The organism is Streptosporangium canum (assembly GCF_900113865.1).
GTDB lineage: Bacteria > Actinomycetota > Actinomycetes > Streptosporangiales > Streptosporangiaceae > Streptosporangium > Streptosporangium canum.
The window spans coordinates 23,175-39,688 of sequence record NZ_FOQY01000024.1 but is presented as its reverse complement, the minus strand read 5'-3'; the positions used below and the strand labels follow the sequence as shown (position 1 = coordinate 39,688).

The following is a 16,514-nucleotide window of genomic DNA, read 5'->3' as shown; positions in this document are numbered from 1 at the left end:
GGACAGCGGACCGAAGGAGGGATGGTCGGATGCGGCTTCTCGCGGCGGACATCACCGACCCCAACTCCCTCTCCGTCCTGGGCATGCCGCTCTGGCTCTGGGTGGTCCTGGGCGCGATCGGCCTCTTCTGCGCGTTCCAGGCCTACTACTGGGTCGGCTACAAGCTCGGCCCCAAGATCTACGCCTCCCGCCTGGGCCGGAAGGTCGGCGAGAAGAGCATCCTCAGGGTCGAGAACGCCGTCAGGAGGTGGGGCGCGCTCGCCGTCTACGGCTGTTTCTGGGTGCCCGGCCTGCGGCACACGCTGCCCTGGGTGGCGGGGGCCCTGCGGATCTCCTACCCCTGGTACGTCGTGGCCAGCGCGCTCGGCTGCCTGACCTGGGTCCCGGTGACGTCCTTCGGCCTCTACTCGGTGATCTGGGGCTGGCTGAGGCTGGCCGCCGAGTCGCCGCTCCTAGCGGGCGTGGCCGCCGTGGCGGCGGTCGCCCTGATCGCCGTCGTCGTCCACCGGCGTCGCCGGCGCCGGGCCGCACAGCGCGCGGAGGAGCTCGCCAACGTGTGAGCCCGGCCCGCCCGCGTGGCGCGGGCCGGGCTCACGGAACTCAGACCGTGGCGGCGGTGAGCGCCGAGTCGTCGATCTTCGCGTCCGGAGCGTTCCTGCGGACCGACTCGATGCCGTTCACACAGGCCGCCTTGGTGTTGTAGCCCTCGCTGACCGCGATGGCCTGACCGTTGTCCGCGACGAGTTTGAAGCGGAACTCGCCGCGCTTGTCCTTGGTGATCACGAACTTTCCTGCCATGTCATCTCTCCCCGAATCGAGCAAACCTGGTAAGGATGGTTTCCACCCCGATCTCCGCCATCCGGCGCGGATGTCAACGTTTCAATAGCCAAAATCCCAAGATCCGCATATTGACGGTCACCTCTGTCACCATGGCCCCATGCAAAACGGGGGAATCCGTCTCATCGTCTGCGCCACTCTCGCCGCCCTGGCCACCGGGCTCGCCACGCCCGCCCACGCCGAGCGGGGCGCCCAGCAGCTCGTCCGGCCGGCCGCCCACCAAACGGCCGTTCCGGCGGTGCCCGCGCGGGCCGCCTACCTGTTCGACCCCGGCACGGGAACGGTCCATCTCAGCAAGCAGGCCACCCGCCGGATGCCGGTGGCCAGCCTGACGAAGGTCATGACGGCCTACGTCGTGCTACGGGAGGCCGGGCTGAACGACATCGTCACGATCAACGCCGGTGACGTCCGGCACGCGGCGACGAACGACGCGACCGCCGCGGCGCTCCGCGCCGGTGAGCGCCTGACCGTCAGGGAGCTGCTCTACGGGGCGATGCTCCCCTCGGGGGCGGACGCCACCCACGCGCTGGCCCGCGTCTACGGTCCGGGCGAGAGCAGGTTCGTGGCCAAGATGAACGCCGCCGCCCGCTCCCTGGGTCTGGCCGGCACCCGCTACGGCAACTCCGACGGGCTGCCCAAGCCGAGTCCCGGCTACTCCACCGCCCAGGACCAGGCCAAACTGGCCGACGTCGCGCTCCGCGATCCGGTGTTGCGGACCATCGCCTCCACCCGGCGCCACGTCGTACGCAAGTCGAAGGCGCATCGGGCCCACGTCTGGACCAACACCAACAAGCTGCTCGGCAAGGCGCCCGGCGCCCTGGGCGTCAAGACCGGCTACACCCGGGCCGCCGGCTACTGCCTGTCGTTCGCCGCCGACCGCGACGGCCACCGGCTCATCGGTGTCATCCTCGGCGACACCCGGGCCGACCGGCGCTTCCAGACCGCCGGCCGGCTGCTGGACTGGGCCGGCGACCAGGTGGCGAGTGAGGCCGACATCACCGAGGACCTCTAGCGAGCGGCCGTACGGCGCGGGCGTCCCGGGGTGTCAGGGGTCCTCGATCCGGACGTCCAGGGTCGCGGTGTCCGGTTCCGCGAAGCGCAGCAGGGCGCCGGCCTCCTCGGTCAGGTCGGAGACGGCGCCGCCGGGCAGGGGCTCGAAGGGGGTCATCCGCAGGACGGCGGTGTCGCGTTCGCGGTCGATCCGCCAGGTGCCGCACACGGATCCGTCCCAGAGGAACGTGGCCCGCACGCGGAGGTTCTTGGTGGTGAGCCGCCCGCGATACTCCTCGGCCATCAGCCGGGTGCGGTCGGCGTGCGCGAGCACCAGGTTGTCGAAGTCGGGCAGGAACCGCGCGGGGGCCGGGACGTCCTCGTCCGGGCGCGGGGCGTCGGGGAGGTCGAACAGCTCGCGGCCCCGCTCGTCGCGGAAGACGCGCAGCCCCGGGCGGAGGCCGTCCAGCACGGCGCGCAGCCCCTTGATCCCGGACCAGGTCTGCGCGTCGGCGGCGGTGGCGGGGCCGAAGGCCGCCAGGTAGCGCAGCACCAGCGCCTCGACCGGCTCCCGTGACAGCTCCGCGCCCAGCCAGACGTCCGCCGGCGCGAAGTCCGCCGTCCGGGGGAACGCCCACCGGTCCTCGGTGGGCACCATGACCAGCGGCAGCTGTGTCCGTACGGCGTAGCCGAGCCCGCGGTCACCGGCCTCGGGGAACTCCGCCTGGAGCAGGTCGCGCAGCGTGTTGAAGTCGCGGGGCCGTTCCTTGAGGAGCGCGTGGGCCACGGGCAGCAGCCTGTCGAGGTCCACTCCCGCGAACAGCTCGCCGCGGCCGGTCGCCGCGGAGGCGAGCGCGGGTCCCAGCGTCAGGCGGAACGCCGCGTAGTCGGCCGCGCTCATCAGGTGCAGTGTGGCGCGCATCATCGTGGCGCGCACGAGGAGGCGGTCGTGCAGCGCCCGGTGCATGTCCTCGCGGCGGAACCCCTCCAGCCGCGTCCACAGGCCGGTGAACGGATGCCTGGCCTCCTGCGCCTGCATGCCGCCGAGCCGTTCCACCGCCGTGACGACATCGCTTCTTTCCCGCGCGAGGAGCATCTGACGGGCCAGCGTCGCGCGGTTGAGGCGTCGCGTCGTGAGGGTTTCCATGCGTTCATGCTGGCACCCGTACCTGACAACCGCCGGCAGGTACGGCTGAGCGGACCGGCCGTGACGCGGGGTCCCGTCCGGCGCGGGTCGCCCGCCTCCCGCGGCCAGGGGCCGCACACCTCGGCCCATCTCCCGCGACCAGGGACCGCGCACATCGATCCACCTCGGACAACGCAGTATTTCCCGCATCTCTAGCCAAAGCCCCAACGGCTGTGTAAGGTGACGCACACATCACTGAAATATCAGTGGAATTTCAAAAGCCGAGGCTCAGTGCGGACCGTTCCGGCGCTGCAGCAGACCAACAGAGGAAGGTGAAGCGTGAAGAGGCCACTAAAGATCAGCAGCGCCGTCGCACTGACTGCGGGGCTCGTTGCGCTCGCCGGCTGCGGCGGCCAGGAGACCACCGCGACCGCGCAGGGCGGATCGTCCTTCGGAGAGTGCGAGGTCACCGAGAACCCGCCCACCCACAAGCTGAGCACGATCAAGGAAGGCGTGCTCACCGTGGCGGCCTCGCTGCCGTTCCCGGCCGGCTACCGGGGCAACACCTTGGAGAGCGTGGACGGCGGCTACATGTACTGCCTCGACGCCGAGATCGCCAACCGTGCGGGCCTGAAGAAGATCAATCTGGTCAACGCCTCGTTCGAGGCGCTCGTCACCGCCAAGTCCTCCAACTTCGACTTCGCGGTCTGGGACATCTACGACACCCCGGAACGCCGCAAGGTCGTCGACTTCTCCACCCCGTACAACACCTACGGGACCGGCGTGCTGGTCAAGACCGGATCGAGCCTCGCGGCCTCGACGATCAAGGACGCCACCGTCGGCGTGCTCGCCGGCTCGGTGCAGCTCAAGTACGTCCAGGAGACCCTGAAGCCCAAGGATTTCCGGGTGTTCAGCTCCAACGACGACCTCTTCAACGCCGTCCTCGCCGGTCAGATCGACGCCGCCCTGAACGACACGGCCACCGTGATGCCGCGGGCCGCCAACTCCGGCGGCAAGCTCCAGGTGGTCGGCGCCTACCCCGTCGGCGGCGACGTCGCCGCCCTCTTCCCCAAGGGATCGGCGAACGTCCAGGTCGTGGACCAGATCCTCGCCGACATGAAGAAGGACGGCACCCTGGACGCGATCATGGACAAGTGGCTCAACCCGATTCTGGGCGGGGACCCCGGCAAGCTCCCTGACTGGGCGGCCTGATCATGAACGTCCAGGCATCCGGCGCACGGACGACGGGCGGGCCCGCCCCCGGCGACGACGCCTCCGAGCCCGCCCGTCCCCTGAGCACGCGCGGATACCTCAGCGGCGCGGCGGTCCTGGCCCTGCTCACCGTCGTGGTGTGCTACGCGTTCGCCGGCGCGGCCCTGCCCGCGGGGCAACCGCTCCGCATCCTCCTCGGGATCGTGCTGCCGGCGGTGATCGTGGGCGGCCCGCTGCTGGCCGCCTACCGCGGCAGCAGCCTGTCGGACCAGGAATGGGCGGCCGGTCGGCACGTCGCGGCACGCGTGGCCGCCGCGCGGTCGAGGAACGCGTCGATCGCCTCGCTGGGACTGACCGCCTTCATCGCGATCGTCTCGCTGGCCGGCCTGCTCGTCTTCACCAACGACGGCGCCGTGCAGAAGACGTTCCTCAACGGCGAGTTCATGGTCAAGAGCGCCGCGGACATCGGCAAGGCGCTGCTGATCAACGTGCAGATCGCCATCGGCGCGCAGATCCTCGCGATGGTGTTCGGTCTCCTCCTCGCCGTCGGCAGGCTGCTGCCCGGCAAGGGGTTCTGGCCCGTACGGGCGCTCTGCATCGCCTACATCGACGTCTTCCGCGGCATCCCGTCCGTGGTGTTGATCTACCTCGTGTGCTTCGGGCTCCCGCTCACCGAGGTGCCGATCCTCAGCGAGGGCGACCCGATCCTCTACGCGGTCGTGGCGCTGGCGCTGACCTACAGCGCCTACAACGCCGAGCTCTACCGCGCGGGCATCGAGTCCATCAACAAGAGCCAGACCTCCGCGGCGCTCTCCATGGGCCTGTCCCAGCCCGACGTCCTCAGGTTCGTGATCCTGCCGCAGATGTCGCGGAACATCGCGGCGCCGATGCTGAGCACGTTCATCGGGCTGCAGAAGGACACCGCCCTCGTGATCGTCGTCGGCATCATCGACGCGTTCAGCCAGGCGAAGATCTACTCGGCCAACGACTTCAACCTCTCCGCGGTGACGGCCGTGTGCTTCCTGTTCGTCCTCATCACGATCCCGCAGACCCGTCTCGTCGACTACCTGCTCGCGCGGTCGAGCACGAGGAAGAAGGGGGTCTGAGCCGATGTCGACCGCATTCGTGGAGCTCGACCAGGTCACGAAGAAGTACGGCGACCACACGGTCCTCGACCGGGTGGACCTGGCCGTCGACCGGCACGAGGTCGTGACCCTCATCGGGGCGTCGGGGTCGGGCAAGTCGACGCTCCTGCGCTGCGTCAACGGGCTGGAGACGATCCAGGGCGGCCAGATCTCCCTGAACGGGGACGTCGTCTCCGGGGAGGGGGTCGACCTCGTCAAACTCCGCCGCCGGGTCGGGATCGTCTTCCAGAGCTTCAACCTGTTCCCGCACATGACGGTGCTGAGGAACTGCACGCTCACCCCGGTGCGCGCGGGGGTGGCGACCAGGGACCAGGCCGAGGCCGACGCCCGCGTCATGCTCGAACGGGTGGGGCTGAAGGACAAGGTCGGCGCCTACCCGGACCAGCTCTCCGGCGGGCAGCAGCAGCGGGTGGCCATCGCCCGCGCCATGCTGATGCGGCCGCAGGTGCTGCTGCTGGATGAGATCACCTCGGCTCTGGACCCCGAGCTGGTGATCGAGGTGCTCAACCTGGTCCGCGAGCTGGCGGCCGACGGCATCACGATGATGATGACGACGCACGAGATGCCCTTCGCCCGCGAGATCTCCTCCAAGATCTGCTTCCTGCACAAGGGCTCGATCCTGGAGCAGGGGCGTCCAGAGGAGATCTTCGGCGCGCCCCGCGCGCCGGAACTCAGGACGTTTCTCCGCAAGATCCACGAGGCCGGCCGGGACTGACCGCTCCGGCCGACGTGAGACCGAATCACAACCACGGGAAAACTGACCATGAAGCAGAACTACGACGTCAAGAACTTCTTCGGCTACCTCGGCTATCCGAGCGGGGACCAGCCGTACTGGTGCGAGGACCTGCGGAGCCTGTCGGTGTACTGCCGGGGCGATGTCGCCAACCTTGAGGCACTGCTGGAGCCGACCCCGTTCGAGCTGGCCGACGACCGGTTCGTCGTGCAGATCGCCGACTTCGGCAACGCGACGCCGGGCGCCTTCTACGACTCCGGCGTGGTGATCCCGGTCCGGTACAAGGACCACGTGGGCGTCAACTACTACTTCGAGTACGAGGACCAGCCGTGGAGCGTGGCCTTCGGCCGCGAGGTCTGGGGCTACCCCAAGCAGTACGCGGAGATCGAGCTCACGGACGGCGAGAGCGGCGTCTCCGGCACGGTGAGGAGAGCCGGTAAGCTGATCTTCGGAATCTCGATGACCCCCGACGCCGGCCACTCGAACGAGTCCTGGGCAGACATGACGATGTACCCCCACCTGCAGGTCCACGCGCTGCCCGAGGCCAACGGGCCCGGTTTCACGACCTTCGAGATCGTCTCCCGCGACACCTCGAAGGACTTCACGCTCAAACGGAAGTCCTTCGGACCCGCCGACGTCGAGCTGGGCTCGGGGCTCTCGGTCAACGGCGTGCAGCTCAAGGTCGTCGAGATCCTGGGCGGCGAGTACTCCGTGGGCGACTATGCGTGCACCGTCGAGAACGGCATCTCCACCGTGATCGACGACCTGCTGGCAGGCCCCGGCGAGGCCCGCCCGCTCTGATCGATACCCGCTGAGAGTTTGTGCATGCGGTGGCGTTCGCGGGCCGGACAGGCGGAGCCACGCGCAGAGAGGTCGTGCAAAAGTGTGTTCTGCCTACGTCGCCGACAACGCGAGGACGGGCCCCGGCGAACCGTCGGCTCCGCACCTGCTGAGCGAGTCCGCGTGCGCCACGTTGCGGTCGCGTCTGGTGCGGGTCGAGATCATGCCCGGTGAGCGGCTCAGCGAGCCGGAGCTCCGCTCCAGCCTCGGTGTCGGGACGTCCCCCGTGCGTGAGGCGATCCGGCGGCTCGAATTCGAGAAGCTGATCGTGATCTACCCGCGCAGCGGCACGTTCGCCACCGACATCGCGCTGAAGGACTCGCGGTCCGTCATGGAGCTGAGGCTGCAACTGGAGGGGCTCGCCGCCGAACTGGCGTGCGGCCGGGGGTCGAAGGCGGAGAAGGAGCAGCTGATGGCGATCGCGGAGCGGCAGTTCGAGACCGACGACCTGCAGCTGTGCATCGACCTCGACGCGGCGTTCCACCACGGCATCTACCGGATGACCCGCAACGACTACCTCACCACCACGGCCGAGATCCACTTCAACCTCGCCCTGCGGCAGTGGTACTTCTGCTCGAAGGTGGTGGAGACCCCGGACTGGACCGGCGTCGACCACCGGCCGCTGGCCGCGGCGATCGCCGGAGGGGACCCGGAGTCCGCCGGGAGGCACATCCGCGAGCACGTGCTGCACGACTCCCAGCAGATCGTCGACATTCTCACCAACTACGGACTGTAGGCGCTCGACGTCTCCCCGACCGGGCGCCGTGAAGGAGAGTTCCGCGAAATGCCGGTCACCCCATCCATCCTGCACGACCTCTTCTCCCTGGAAGGGCTGACGGCCCTGGTCACCGGCGCGGCCGGGGGCCTGGGCCGGGCGCAGTCCCTCGCGCTGGGCGCGGCCGGCGCGAAGGTCATCGCCTCCGACGTCAGCGTGGAGGCCGCCCGGCAGGCCTGCGACCACCTGGAGGCGAACGGCGTCGAGTGCCTGCCCCTGGAGATCGACGCCCGGTCGCTGGCGAGCATCGACGGCGCGTTCGACACGCTCGACGCCGCCGGCGAGATCCCGGACATCGTGGTCAACAACGCGGGCGTCTCCCTGCGCAACAGCGCGCTGGAGGCCACGCCGGAGGAGTTCGACACCACCCTCTCCATCAACCTGCGGGGCACGTACTTCGTCGCCCAGCGCGCCGCGCGGAGGATGAGCGGGCACGGTGGCGGGCGGATCGTCAACGTGTCGTCCATCGGCGGTCTCGTCGTGGACGGCGAGCGGTCCTCGGTGTACGACGCGTCGAAGGCGGCCGTCGTCCAGGTGACGAAGAACATGGCCTTCGAATGGGGCAGGTACGGGATCCGGGTCAACTCCATCGCGCCCGGCTACATGCGCACCGCGATGACCACCGACCTGCTGCCCACCAAGGAGGTCGAGGACGAGCTCGTCAGAACGCACGTCCCGCTCGGCCGTGTCGGGGAGCCCCGGGACCTGAACGGAGCCGTGATCTTCCTGGCGTCGGCGGCCTCGGCGTATGTCACGGGCCACACGCTGACGGTCGACGGCGGCTGGGTGGTGTCGATGTAGGGCCGCGGGCGGTCAGCGCACCAGGCTGTGGCAGGCGATCGCCGCGGCGGCGACCACGTTGAGGGAGTCGACGCCCATCCCCATCGCCGCGGCGCTCATCGGGATGCACACGGGCTCGTCCGCCTCGTGCAGCCACCGGGAGGACAGCCCGTCGCCCTCGGAACCGAGCAGCAGCGCCACCCGCTCGCCCATGCCGACCTCGTCCATGGGCGTGGCGGACTGGTCGGGGGTGAGGGCCAGCGTCTGGAAGCCCGCCGTACGGAGCTCCGCGAGGCCCTCGTACCAGTTGGTCATCCGCGCGTAGGGGATCGCGAAGACCGCGCCCATCGAGACCTTGACCGACCTCCGGTAGAGAGGGTCGGCGCAGCGGGGCGACAGGACCACCGCCTCGACGCCCAGCGCGGCGGCACACCGGAAGATCGCCCCGACGTTGCCGTGGTCGACGAGGTCCTCCAGGACGAGGACGCGGCGGGGCGGCCGGACGGGGCTGTCCTCGTCCTGGGGGCCGGCGGGCGTGTGGGGGACCCCGCGCAGGATCTCGTCCACCGAGGGCAGTTCCCGGCGTTCCATCGCGGCCAGCGCGCCCCGGTGCACCGGGAAGCCGGCGATTGCCTCCATGACGTCGTCGTCCACCACGTACACCCGGTCGCCGAGCCCGTCGAGCAGGTCGGCGAGCGGGTCGGCCCAGCGCCGGGTCAGCAGCACCGAGCGCACCGGGTAACCGGCCGCGACGGCCCGGCGGATCACCTTCTCCCCCTCGGCGATGAAGAGGCCGTGCTCGGCCTCCAGACTCTTGCGCAGCTCGACGTCGCGCAGGTTGGCGTAGTCGGCGAGGCGGGGATCCGAGGCGTTAAACACCTTCGAATACTGCCATGGCCCGCCTGAGCTGCCACATCAGCGCATAGGCGAACAGCAGGACGCAGCAGCCGGCCACCATGCCCGCCCCCACCCTGTGGACCGTCTCGGCCCAGCCGCGAGGCGGGAAGACGACCGGCCAGATCGCCGCGCCCAGAAGTGTGGCCACGGCGGCCGCCAGCAGGACGGCGCGCCGGGTCCGGGCGGAGAGCGCCAGGCGCTCCGCCAGTGCCCGCGGTTCCATCCGGGACAGCCCGAGCCAGGCCCACCGGGCCACGATGAGCAGTCCGACGACCGTGGAGACGTACTGCAGCAGGCGGAAGACCGGCAGCAGCCCCGCCACCCGCGTGTCCAGCCAGTCCCAGCCCCACACGGCCGAGCTGTAGTGGTGGGTGAAGGAGTCCCAGAGCTTGTGGGTGAAGGCGCCGACGACGCCGCCCGCGATCACCGCGGGCAGCCGCCGCAGGCCGTACGGCGCGGGGGCCAGCGAGGCGATCCGGCCCGCGAGGGCGGGCGGGAACAGCGCGGTCAGCGGGTCGCGGAGCAGGCCGTGGAAGACCGCGAGCAGCACGACGACGGTGAGCGGGGCGATCGTCAGGACGCCCCGGGAGGAGTGCCAGGTCATGTAGTCCGGCATGAAGGGCAGGAAGGACAGGAAGATCGGCAGATCGGGAACCATCGTCCCCAGGGCGAGGGCCCAGGGGTCCAGCACCCGGCGCATCCGCGCCGAGGAGACCAGCGGCAGCACCGCGGCGACATGGCTGGGCGTGAACGGCACGTGCTTCCCCCTGAGAATCTGCTGACACGCTCCCCGGGAGACTACGCCGTCCCCGCCGTCCCCGGGATCTCGCGGCTTCACACCGGCACCACACATGGTGCCGTGTAAGTTACTGAGCGTTGCGACACCGGGGCGCGGAGGGCATTGTGGCTGACCAGATGGTGTGGGCGCGGCCGGCGGCAGCCGACGAGTGGCTGCGCGACGCCCGCAGGGCACGCACCCTCTCCCTGGCCACCCTGGCCTGGCTGGGCGTCGAAAGCGTGCTCGGCCTCGCCGCCGGACTGGGGTCCCACTCGGTCGCGCTGATCGGCTGGGGCGTGTCGTCACTGGTGGAGGCACTGGCCAGCCTCATCGTGGTCTGGCGGTTCACCGGGGCGCGGACCCACTCGGCGGACGCCGAGGACAAGGCCCGCAAGGCGGTGGCGGTCAGCTTCTGGCTGCTGGCGCCCTACCTGCTGGTCCACGTGGCACACGACCTGGAGGCGGGGCACCGGGCCGCGCCCAGCGTGCTGGGCATCGTGGTGACGTCGGTCAGCCTGGTCAGCATGCCGCTCCTGGGCCTGGCCAAACGGCGGCTCGGCGCCCGGCTGCGCTCGGCGGCGACCTCGGGTGAGGGGACCCAGAACCTGCTGTGCGCGCTGCTGGCCGCGGGGGTTCTGGCCGGGCTCGGACTGAACGGCGTCGGGTGCTGGTGGGCGGATCCCGTCATGGCGGTGCTGCTGGCGGCGGTAGCCGTACGGGAAGGCCGGAAGGCCTGGCGCGGACACGCCTGCTGCCACTGATCCCGGCTTTCCCCAGGACACCACAGACGTTAGTTACCGTCGCGTACAGTGATACCCGCACCAAGAGGGACGTTTTGCCACACTATGTGTTCCCAGTACAGTTCCGTGAATATTGCGGAGAACCTCCCGATAGGGTGACCCGCTAGCTCAGGACATCGACACCGAAGAGGGCATCGTGGGCGGACGTCACCGGACGGATGAACTCGAGGACGGCTACACCTCCTCCAAGGAACCGCCCAGACGGCGCCGTGGCGGACGGGGCATGGTGCTGGTCCCGCTGGCCGGCTCCGTGGCCCTCGCGGTGCTGCTCGGCGTCGCCGCCTATGTGATCATCAACCGGGACCGGGGATGCGCCGGGGACGGGATCGCGCTGCGGGTCACCGCCTCCCCCGACATCCAGCCCGCCGTGTCCCGGATCGCCGAACGCTTCAACAAGGCCGCTCACGACGTCGAGGGCGGGTGCGCCACCGTCACGGTGGCCAAGGGCGTCCCGGCGACCGTGGCCTCCGGGCTGGCCGGGGGCAAGGCCGGCGCGATGGACGTGTGGATCCCCGACTCCGGGCTGTGGGTGGCCAACCTGCGGGCCAAGAACCCGCAGGCGCCCGAGGCCGGCGCGTCCGTGGCCCAGTCCCCCATCGTCATGGTGGCCTCCGGCTCGGTGATCCCGAAGCTGCGCAAGAGCTTCGGCGAGGCGAGCTGGGGCGGCATGATCAACGCCGCCAACGTGGCCAACGTCGAGGGTCCGGGCCGCAAGGTGCGCGTGCTCGCGCTGGACCCCTCCTTCAACGCCGCCGGGCTCGGCGCGCTGCTGGCCGCCTCCGGCGTGGCCACGGCCTCGGGCGGCGGCCGGCAGCAACTGGTCGGGGCGCTCAAGACACTGTCCGGGTCGGCGGTCCGCGACCAGGACGCGCTGCTGTCCAGCCTCGGCGTCAAGGGCACCCGGGCCCCGCTCGGCGTCGCCTCGGAGCAGGGCGTCTGGGCGTTCAACACCGCCAAGAAGCCGGAGGTCCCGGCCGTGCCGCTCTATCCGGCCGAGGGCACGCTCAACCTCGACTACCCCATGGTGATCACCACCAAGGACGCCGCGGTCCGCAAGGCCGCCGAGGCGTTCCGCAAGGAGCTCGGCACCGAGTCCGCCAGGAAGACGCTCCAGGACCAGGGCTTCCGCACCCCGGACGGCAAGGGCGGCAAGCCGGTCGCCGACAGCGGCGGCTTCCAGGCCGAGGCCCCCCGGGCGCTGAAGACGCCCGACGTCAGAACGGTGGCGAGGATGTCCCAGTCCTGGTCCCGGCTGAACCTCGGCACGCGGCTGCTGGCGCTGCTGGACGTCTCCGGCACGATGGCGACACCGGTCCCCGGAACCGGCGCGGACCGGATGCGCATGATCTCCAAGATCGCCATCGAGGGCATGCAACTGTTCCCGGCCAAGAGCGAGATCGGCGTGTGGGAGTACTCCACGCACCTCGCCGGCCAGGGCGTGGACTTCCGCAAGACCGTCCCCGTCGGCCCGCTGACCGAGAGCATCGACGGCGTGCTCCGCAAGGACCTGCTCGCCCAGAGGCTCTCCACGATCCAGGCCAAGCCCACCGGGGACACCGGCCTGAACGACACGCTCAAGGCCGCCTACGGGCAGATGACCAAGGAGTACCAGGGCGACAAGATCAACACGGTGCTGATCCTCACCGACGGCGCCGGCAACGACGACCCGGACGGCGGCGTCTCCGACGAGGAGATGCTGCAGTACCTGAAGAAGACCTACAACCCGGAGAAGCCGGTCAGCATCCTGCTCATCGCCTTCGGCCCCGAGGCCGCCGCGGGCAAGAAGCAGATGGACGCGCTGGCCAAGGCGACCGGCGGCGAGGCCTTCATCGCCCGCGACATCCTGCAGGTCCGCAGGTTCTTCCTGAAGGGCATGGAGCGCCGCATCTGCGCGCCCAACTGCTGAGCGCCGATCCTCCCCGCCCCGTACGGCCGGCGTCCCACACGCCCCAATCGTTTCAGTTTTACCATTTCATACCAGGTCGGCATGGTATCGACCGGTTAGGACAACCCGTCACGGACAGGTGGCGTCCTACGCGTGTGGGGTCTCGGGCATGGCCCGTGAACGAGCCCGTTGCGGGGAGGAATGTCCGTGCCCGGATGGCCGGCCGTCGGCCGAACCGACGACCAACAACTTGTGGGAGCGCTCCGGCGTGCCGATGCTCAGGCTCCCGCGAAGCTCTACGACTCCTATGCCGAACGTCTCAACGACTACGCCCATTCGCTGCTGGGCGACCGCGACGCCGCCGCCGGCGCCGCACACGACGCCCTGGTCCTCGCGCACGGACGCGTGGAGCGGCTACGCGAGCCGGGCCGGCTGCGCCCGTGGCTGTACGCGCTGACCCGGTGCGCGGCCGGGACGCGGACCCCGCGGCGCCCGGCTCCCGCGCCGGAGTTCGACGACCGCGACACCCCCGAGGAGCGCGAGCTGGTCGCGCTGGTGCACGAGGCGCTGGCCGAGCTGAGCGGGCAGGAACGCGAGGTCCTGGAGCTGTCTCTCCGCCACGATCTCAGTACCGGCGAGGTCGGCGCGGTACTCGGGATGTCCTCGCGGCAGGCCGCGACACGGCTCGGCCGGGCCCGCGAGCACCTGGAGAACGCGGCCGCCGCCGTGGTGCTGGCCAAGGTCGGCCGGGCGCACTGCCCGGACCTGTCGGCGATGGTCGACTCGTGGGAGGGCCCGCTCACCACGATGCTGCGCAGGCGGCTCTCCAGCCATATCGGCCGCTGCGAGGTCTGCCTCGAACGGCGGGACCGGCACGTCTCGGCCGGGCGGCTGCTCGACATGGTGCCGGTGGCCTTCCCGCCGCTCTCCCTGCGCCGCCGCTACATCGAGACCTGTGTGAACCCCGACCTCGCGGGAGCACGTGCCGCCGTCGTCGAGGCCGGCGACCGCTTCGACCGGGCCGGATTCCCCACCCCGGCGGAACGGCGCGCGAAGGGACGCCGCTGGGCCGGCCCGAGGGACGCCGGCCCGGAGCGGGGACGCGACAGGGGAAACCGCCGGCAACCGGCCGTACCGCTTCACACGGCCCCGGACACGGGAAGCCACCGGCGACAACCGGCCGTACCGCCTCACACGCTGCCGGACCTGGGGAGCGGGCCGCGGGCGACGACCGAATCCCGGCGCGCCGCCGTGCCGGCGCGGCGGCGCGGGGCCAGACGGCGGACAGCGCCCGTGATCGCGGCCGCCGCGTGCATGCTGGCGGCCACCTGCGTCGTGGTCGTGATCGCCGGGCGGGATCCGGCCGGCGGGCCGGTGTGGCGGGCCGAGGCCGCGCCGGGCCGGGAGCCCGCGCTGATCACGCTGGAGCCGGGACCCGGGCCGGACTCTCCGGCGGACCCGGACCAGGCCCCGCTCCCGACGCCGGCGCCGGAGAGGGCCGGGAGGACCGCGAAGGCCAGGACCCCGGCCCCCACTCCTGGCCCGGCCAGGCAGGCGACGACCCGGCGGCCGGCTCCCGAGCGGCCCCGCACCACCCGCACGCCCACCCGCCCGGCCGCCCCCACCCCCACGGCCGGGCGGCTGGCCGTCTCGTGCCCCACCGACATCGGAGAGGGCGCGGGGCAGATCCGGCTCTCCGCGCGCGACGCCGCGCTCTCGTGGTCGGCGACCACCTCGGGCGGGCTGAACGTCCATCCCCGGCGGGGGCGGCTCAAGGCCGGAGCCGGGGCCATGATCTGGGTCACCGCCGCCGACCCCGGGGAGAGCGGCACGGGACGGGTCGCGTTCACCTCCGCCGGGGGCGGCTCCAGTTGCGCGATCTCGTGGGAGAGTCCCGAGCCGGAGGTCTCGGATCCGCCCAGCGACCCGCCTCCTCTCCCCACCGAGGCACCCACGCCTGCCGCCACTCCCAGTACAGAACCGGAGAAAACATGATCTTCTGACTGGGTCGTCGACAACTTCATGACTTAAGTTTGCAATCCGGTAAACCGTGGGGTGATGCCACGCGTCGGCATTGACGCGCATGCGGGCTGGTTGGTCACATGAATATGCGATCAGCGATTCGATCACCAGCCGGGAGCAGCGAGATGCCGACAGACCGCGAGGTGCTCAAATGGGCGCTCATCCTTGCGTGCGCGACGGGGGCCGTCGTCGCACTCGCCGACCTCGAATCTCCACTACGGATGATCTTTACCCCGCTGTTCCTTCTGGCGGTCCCCGGGTTCGCGACGGCGGGACTGTTGCGTGATCGTGATCCTCTTACTGCAATATCAGTGGGAGTGACGGCCGGCCTGCTCGCGAACGTTCTTCTCGCCACAGCGATGCTGTCCTTTGAATCATGGTCGCCCCGTGCCGGAGTAGCGACGATCGCGGTGCTCGGCGGCTTTATATATGTATTACGCCTGTCGCAGCGGGGGAGCGGAAGCTTGCGAACCGAACAGGGGGCCGGGTCAGGGTGAAGATCACTGTTGTGCGCCCGCAGGACCTCGGCGAGGCCGAGTCCCAGCGATGGCGCGAGATCCAGAAAGCCTCCCCCAGCCTCGACAACCCCTTCCTCTCGGTGGACTTCGCCCTGGCCATGGGGAGGCTCCGTGACCACGTCAGGGTCGCGGTGATCGAGGACGGCGGCGAGATCGCGGGATTCCTCCCCCACGAGCGGCACGGCTTCGGCGTCGGCAGGCCGCTGGGCGGCCACCTCACCACCTGCCAGGGGCTGATCTCGGTCCCCGAGCTGAAGATCGACCCCCGTGACCTGCTCCGGGCCTGCGGGCTGTCGGCCATCGACTTCGACCACCTGGTCGCCGGCCAGCCCACGTTCGCGCCCTACGAGACGGACGTACGGCCGGCCCCCGTCATGGACCTCAGCGGCGGTTTCGACGCCTACGTCGAGCGGGTGCGCGCCGGCTCGGCGAAGAACTACAAGACCGTCCGCTACAAGGAGCGCAAGCTCGGCCGCGAACGGGGCGAGATCCGGTTCGAGTGGGACTCCGCCGACATCGGGACGCTGCGCGCGGTCATGGCCTGGAAGTCGGACCAGTACCGGCGGACCGGACGGGTGGACCGCTTCGCCCAGCCGTGGATCGTGCGGCTCGTCGAGGAGCTGCACTCCCGGCGGTCCGACGACTTCGCCGGCGTGCTCACCATGGTCTACGCCGGAGACACCCCCGTCGCCGGGCACTTCGGCCTCCGCACGGCGCACACCCTGGTGGGCTGGTTCCCCGCCTACGACCCCGCCTACGCCCGCTACTCCCCCGGGATCATGCACCACCTGCACATGGCCGAACACGCCGCGAACGCGGGACTGCACCAGGTGGACATGGGAAAAGGCGGCCGTGAATACAAGGAATGGCTTAAAACCGGCGTTTTGATGATCGCCGAGGCACGCATCTCGCGTCCGTCTCCAGTGGCCGCCGCCCAGTGGCTGGGCCGGGTCCCCATCAGCAGGCTCCGCACCGCCGTGGTGGACAACCCCTCCCTTTTCCGAGCCGCGGACCGGCTCCTCAAGGGCTACGGCAGAGCGAGATCCACTCTTCTGTCCCGCCCCATATCCCATCACACCGCAGAACAATCACCCAAGGCGCAGTAGCCGCTTTCCTCACAGCAGTAACCGCAACCCCTCAGATCGCGTCTTCCGATAATCCTTCACTCCCGACGTA

At 70.4% G+C, this 16,514-nt stretch carries 17 protein-coding genes; 13 read left to right on the top strand and 4 right to left on the bottom strand.

Translation table 11 applies throughout. From position 1 onward, the window contains the following. Positions 1-29: 29 nt before the first annotated feature. Complete coding sequence (locus BM085_RS28890; protein ID WP_093890031.1) at positions 30-560, top strand: DedA family protein; 531 nt, start codon at positions 30-32, stop codon at positions 558-560. Between the two features lie 40 nt (positions 561-600). On the opposite strand, the gene BM085_RS28885 is transcribed toward BM085_RS28890, so the two are convergent. Then, a complete protein-coding gene (locus tag BM085_RS28885; RefSeq protein ID WP_093890030.1) occupies positions 601-798 on the bottom strand; it encodes a YegP family protein in 198 nt (65 codons plus the stop codon). Between the two features lie 139 nt (positions 799-937). Between BM085_RS28885 and BM085_RS28880 the strand changes: the two genes are divergently transcribed. Next, positions 938-1,849 (top strand): D-alanyl-D-alanine carboxypeptidase family protein, encoded by a 912-nt coding sequence (locus BM085_RS28880; RefSeq protein ID WP_093890029.1) that lies wholly within the window; start codon positions 938-940, stop codon positions 1,847-1,849. Positions 1,850-1,882: 33 nt separating this feature from the next. Here the strand turns inward: BM085_RS28880 and BM085_RS28875 are convergent, their stop codons facing one another. Then, positions 1,883-2,974, bottom strand: a complete 1,092-nt coding sequence (locus tag BM085_RS28875; protein ID WP_093890028.1) for a winged helix DNA-binding domain-containing protein — start codon at positions 2,972-2,974, stop codon at positions 1,883-1,885. 318 nt (positions 2,975-3,292) lie between these two features. On the opposite strand from BM085_RS28875, the gene BM085_RS28870 reads away from it, so the two are divergent. From BM085_RS28870 to BM085_RS28845, 6 genes are all read left to right on the top strand, one after another. Further along, entirely contained in the window at positions 3,293-4,165 is an 873-nt protein-coding gene (locus BM085_RS28870) for an ABC transporter substrate-binding protein (RefSeq protein ID WP_093890027.1), read from the top strand. A gap of 2 nt (positions 4,166-4,167) precedes the next feature. After that, positions 4,168-5,271, top strand: coding sequence for an amino acid ABC transporter permease (locus tag BM085_RS28865; protein ID WP_093890026.1), 1,104 nt, complete (start codon positions 4,168-4,170; stop codon positions 5,269-5,271). A gap of 4 nt (positions 5,272-5,275) precedes the next feature. Beyond that, complete coding sequence (locus tag BM085_RS28860) at positions 5,276-6,025, top strand: amino acid ABC transporter ATP-binding protein (RefSeq protein WP_093890025.1); 750 nt, start codon at positions 5,276-5,278, stop codon at positions 6,023-6,025. A 48-nt stretch (positions 6,026-6,073) separates the two neighbouring features. After that, positions 6,074-6,844, top strand: a complete 771-nt coding sequence (locus BM085_RS28855) for an acetoacetate decarboxylase family protein (RefSeq protein ID WP_093890024.1) — start codon at positions 6,074-6,076, stop codon at positions 6,842-6,844. An 82-nt stretch (positions 6,845-6,926) separates the two neighbouring features. Beyond that, positions 6,927-7,619 carry a GntR family transcriptional regulator gene (locus BM085_RS28850; protein WP_093890023.1) on the top strand — a complete coding sequence of 231 codons (693 nt, stop codon included), beginning with the start codon at positions 6,927-6,929 and terminating at the stop codon, positions 7,617-7,619. Positions 7,620-7,667: 48 nt separating this feature from the next. Beyond that, positions 7,668-8,459, top strand: coding sequence for an SDR family NAD(P)-dependent oxidoreductase (locus tag BM085_RS28845; protein ID WP_093890022.1), 792 nt, complete (start codon positions 7,668-7,670; stop codon positions 8,457-8,459). 12 nt (positions 8,460-8,471) lie between these two features. On the opposite strand, the gene BM085_RS28840 is transcribed toward BM085_RS28845, so the two are convergent. Both BM085_RS28840 and BM085_RS28835 read right to left on the bottom strand, forming a co-directional pair. Continuing rightward, positions 8,472-9,317 carry a TrmH family RNA methyltransferase gene (locus BM085_RS28840; protein ID WP_093890021.1) on the bottom strand — a complete coding sequence of 282 codons (846 nt, stop codon included), beginning with the start codon at positions 9,315-9,317 and terminating at the stop codon, positions 8,472-8,474. Continuing rightward, complete coding sequence (locus tag BM085_RS28835; protein WP_093890020.1) at positions 9,310-10,092, bottom strand: DUF4184 family protein; 783 nt, start codon at positions 10,090-10,092, stop codon at positions 9,310-9,312. The genes BM085_RS28840 and BM085_RS28835 overlap by 8 nt, the downstream gene beginning before the upstream one ends. 146 nt (positions 10,093-10,238) lie before the next feature. Here BM085_RS28835 and BM085_RS28830 point away from each other — a divergent pair, with 146 nt between their 5' ends. The 5 genes from BM085_RS28830 to BM085_RS28810 all read left to right on the top strand — a co-directional run bounded on the left by BM085_RS28830 (position 10,239) and on the right by BM085_RS28810 (position 16,444). Then, positions 10,239-10,874, top strand: a complete 636-nt coding sequence (locus BM085_RS28830) for a cation efflux transmembrane domain-containing protein (RefSeq protein ID WP_245789757.1) — start codon at positions 10,239-10,241, stop codon at positions 10,872-10,874. Positions 10,875-11,049: 175 nt separating this feature from the next. After that, positions 11,050-12,819 (top strand): substrate-binding and VWA domain-containing protein, encoded by a 1,770-nt coding sequence (locus BM085_RS28825; RefSeq protein ID WP_245789756.1) that lies wholly within the window; start codon positions 11,050-11,052, stop codon positions 12,817-12,819. A gap of 186 nt (positions 12,820-13,005) precedes the next feature. Beyond that, positions 13,006-14,793 (top strand): RNA polymerase sigma factor, encoded by a 1,788-nt coding sequence (locus BM085_RS28820; RefSeq protein WP_177245326.1) that lies wholly within the window; start codon positions 13,006-13,008, stop codon positions 14,791-14,793. A 152-nt stretch (positions 14,794-14,945) separates the two neighbouring features. After that, positions 14,946-15,317, top strand: a complete 372-nt coding sequence (locus tag BM085_RS28815; RefSeq protein ID WP_093890017.1) for a hypothetical protein — start codon at positions 14,946-14,948, stop codon at positions 15,315-15,317. Continuing rightward, a complete protein-coding gene (locus BM085_RS28810; protein ID WP_093890016.1) occupies positions 15,314-16,444 on the top strand; it encodes a GNAT family N-acetyltransferase in 1,131 nt (376 codons plus the stop codon). The genes BM085_RS28815 and BM085_RS28810 overlap by 4 nt, the downstream gene beginning before the upstream one ends. Positions 16,445-16,514 lie beyond the last annotated feature (70 nt).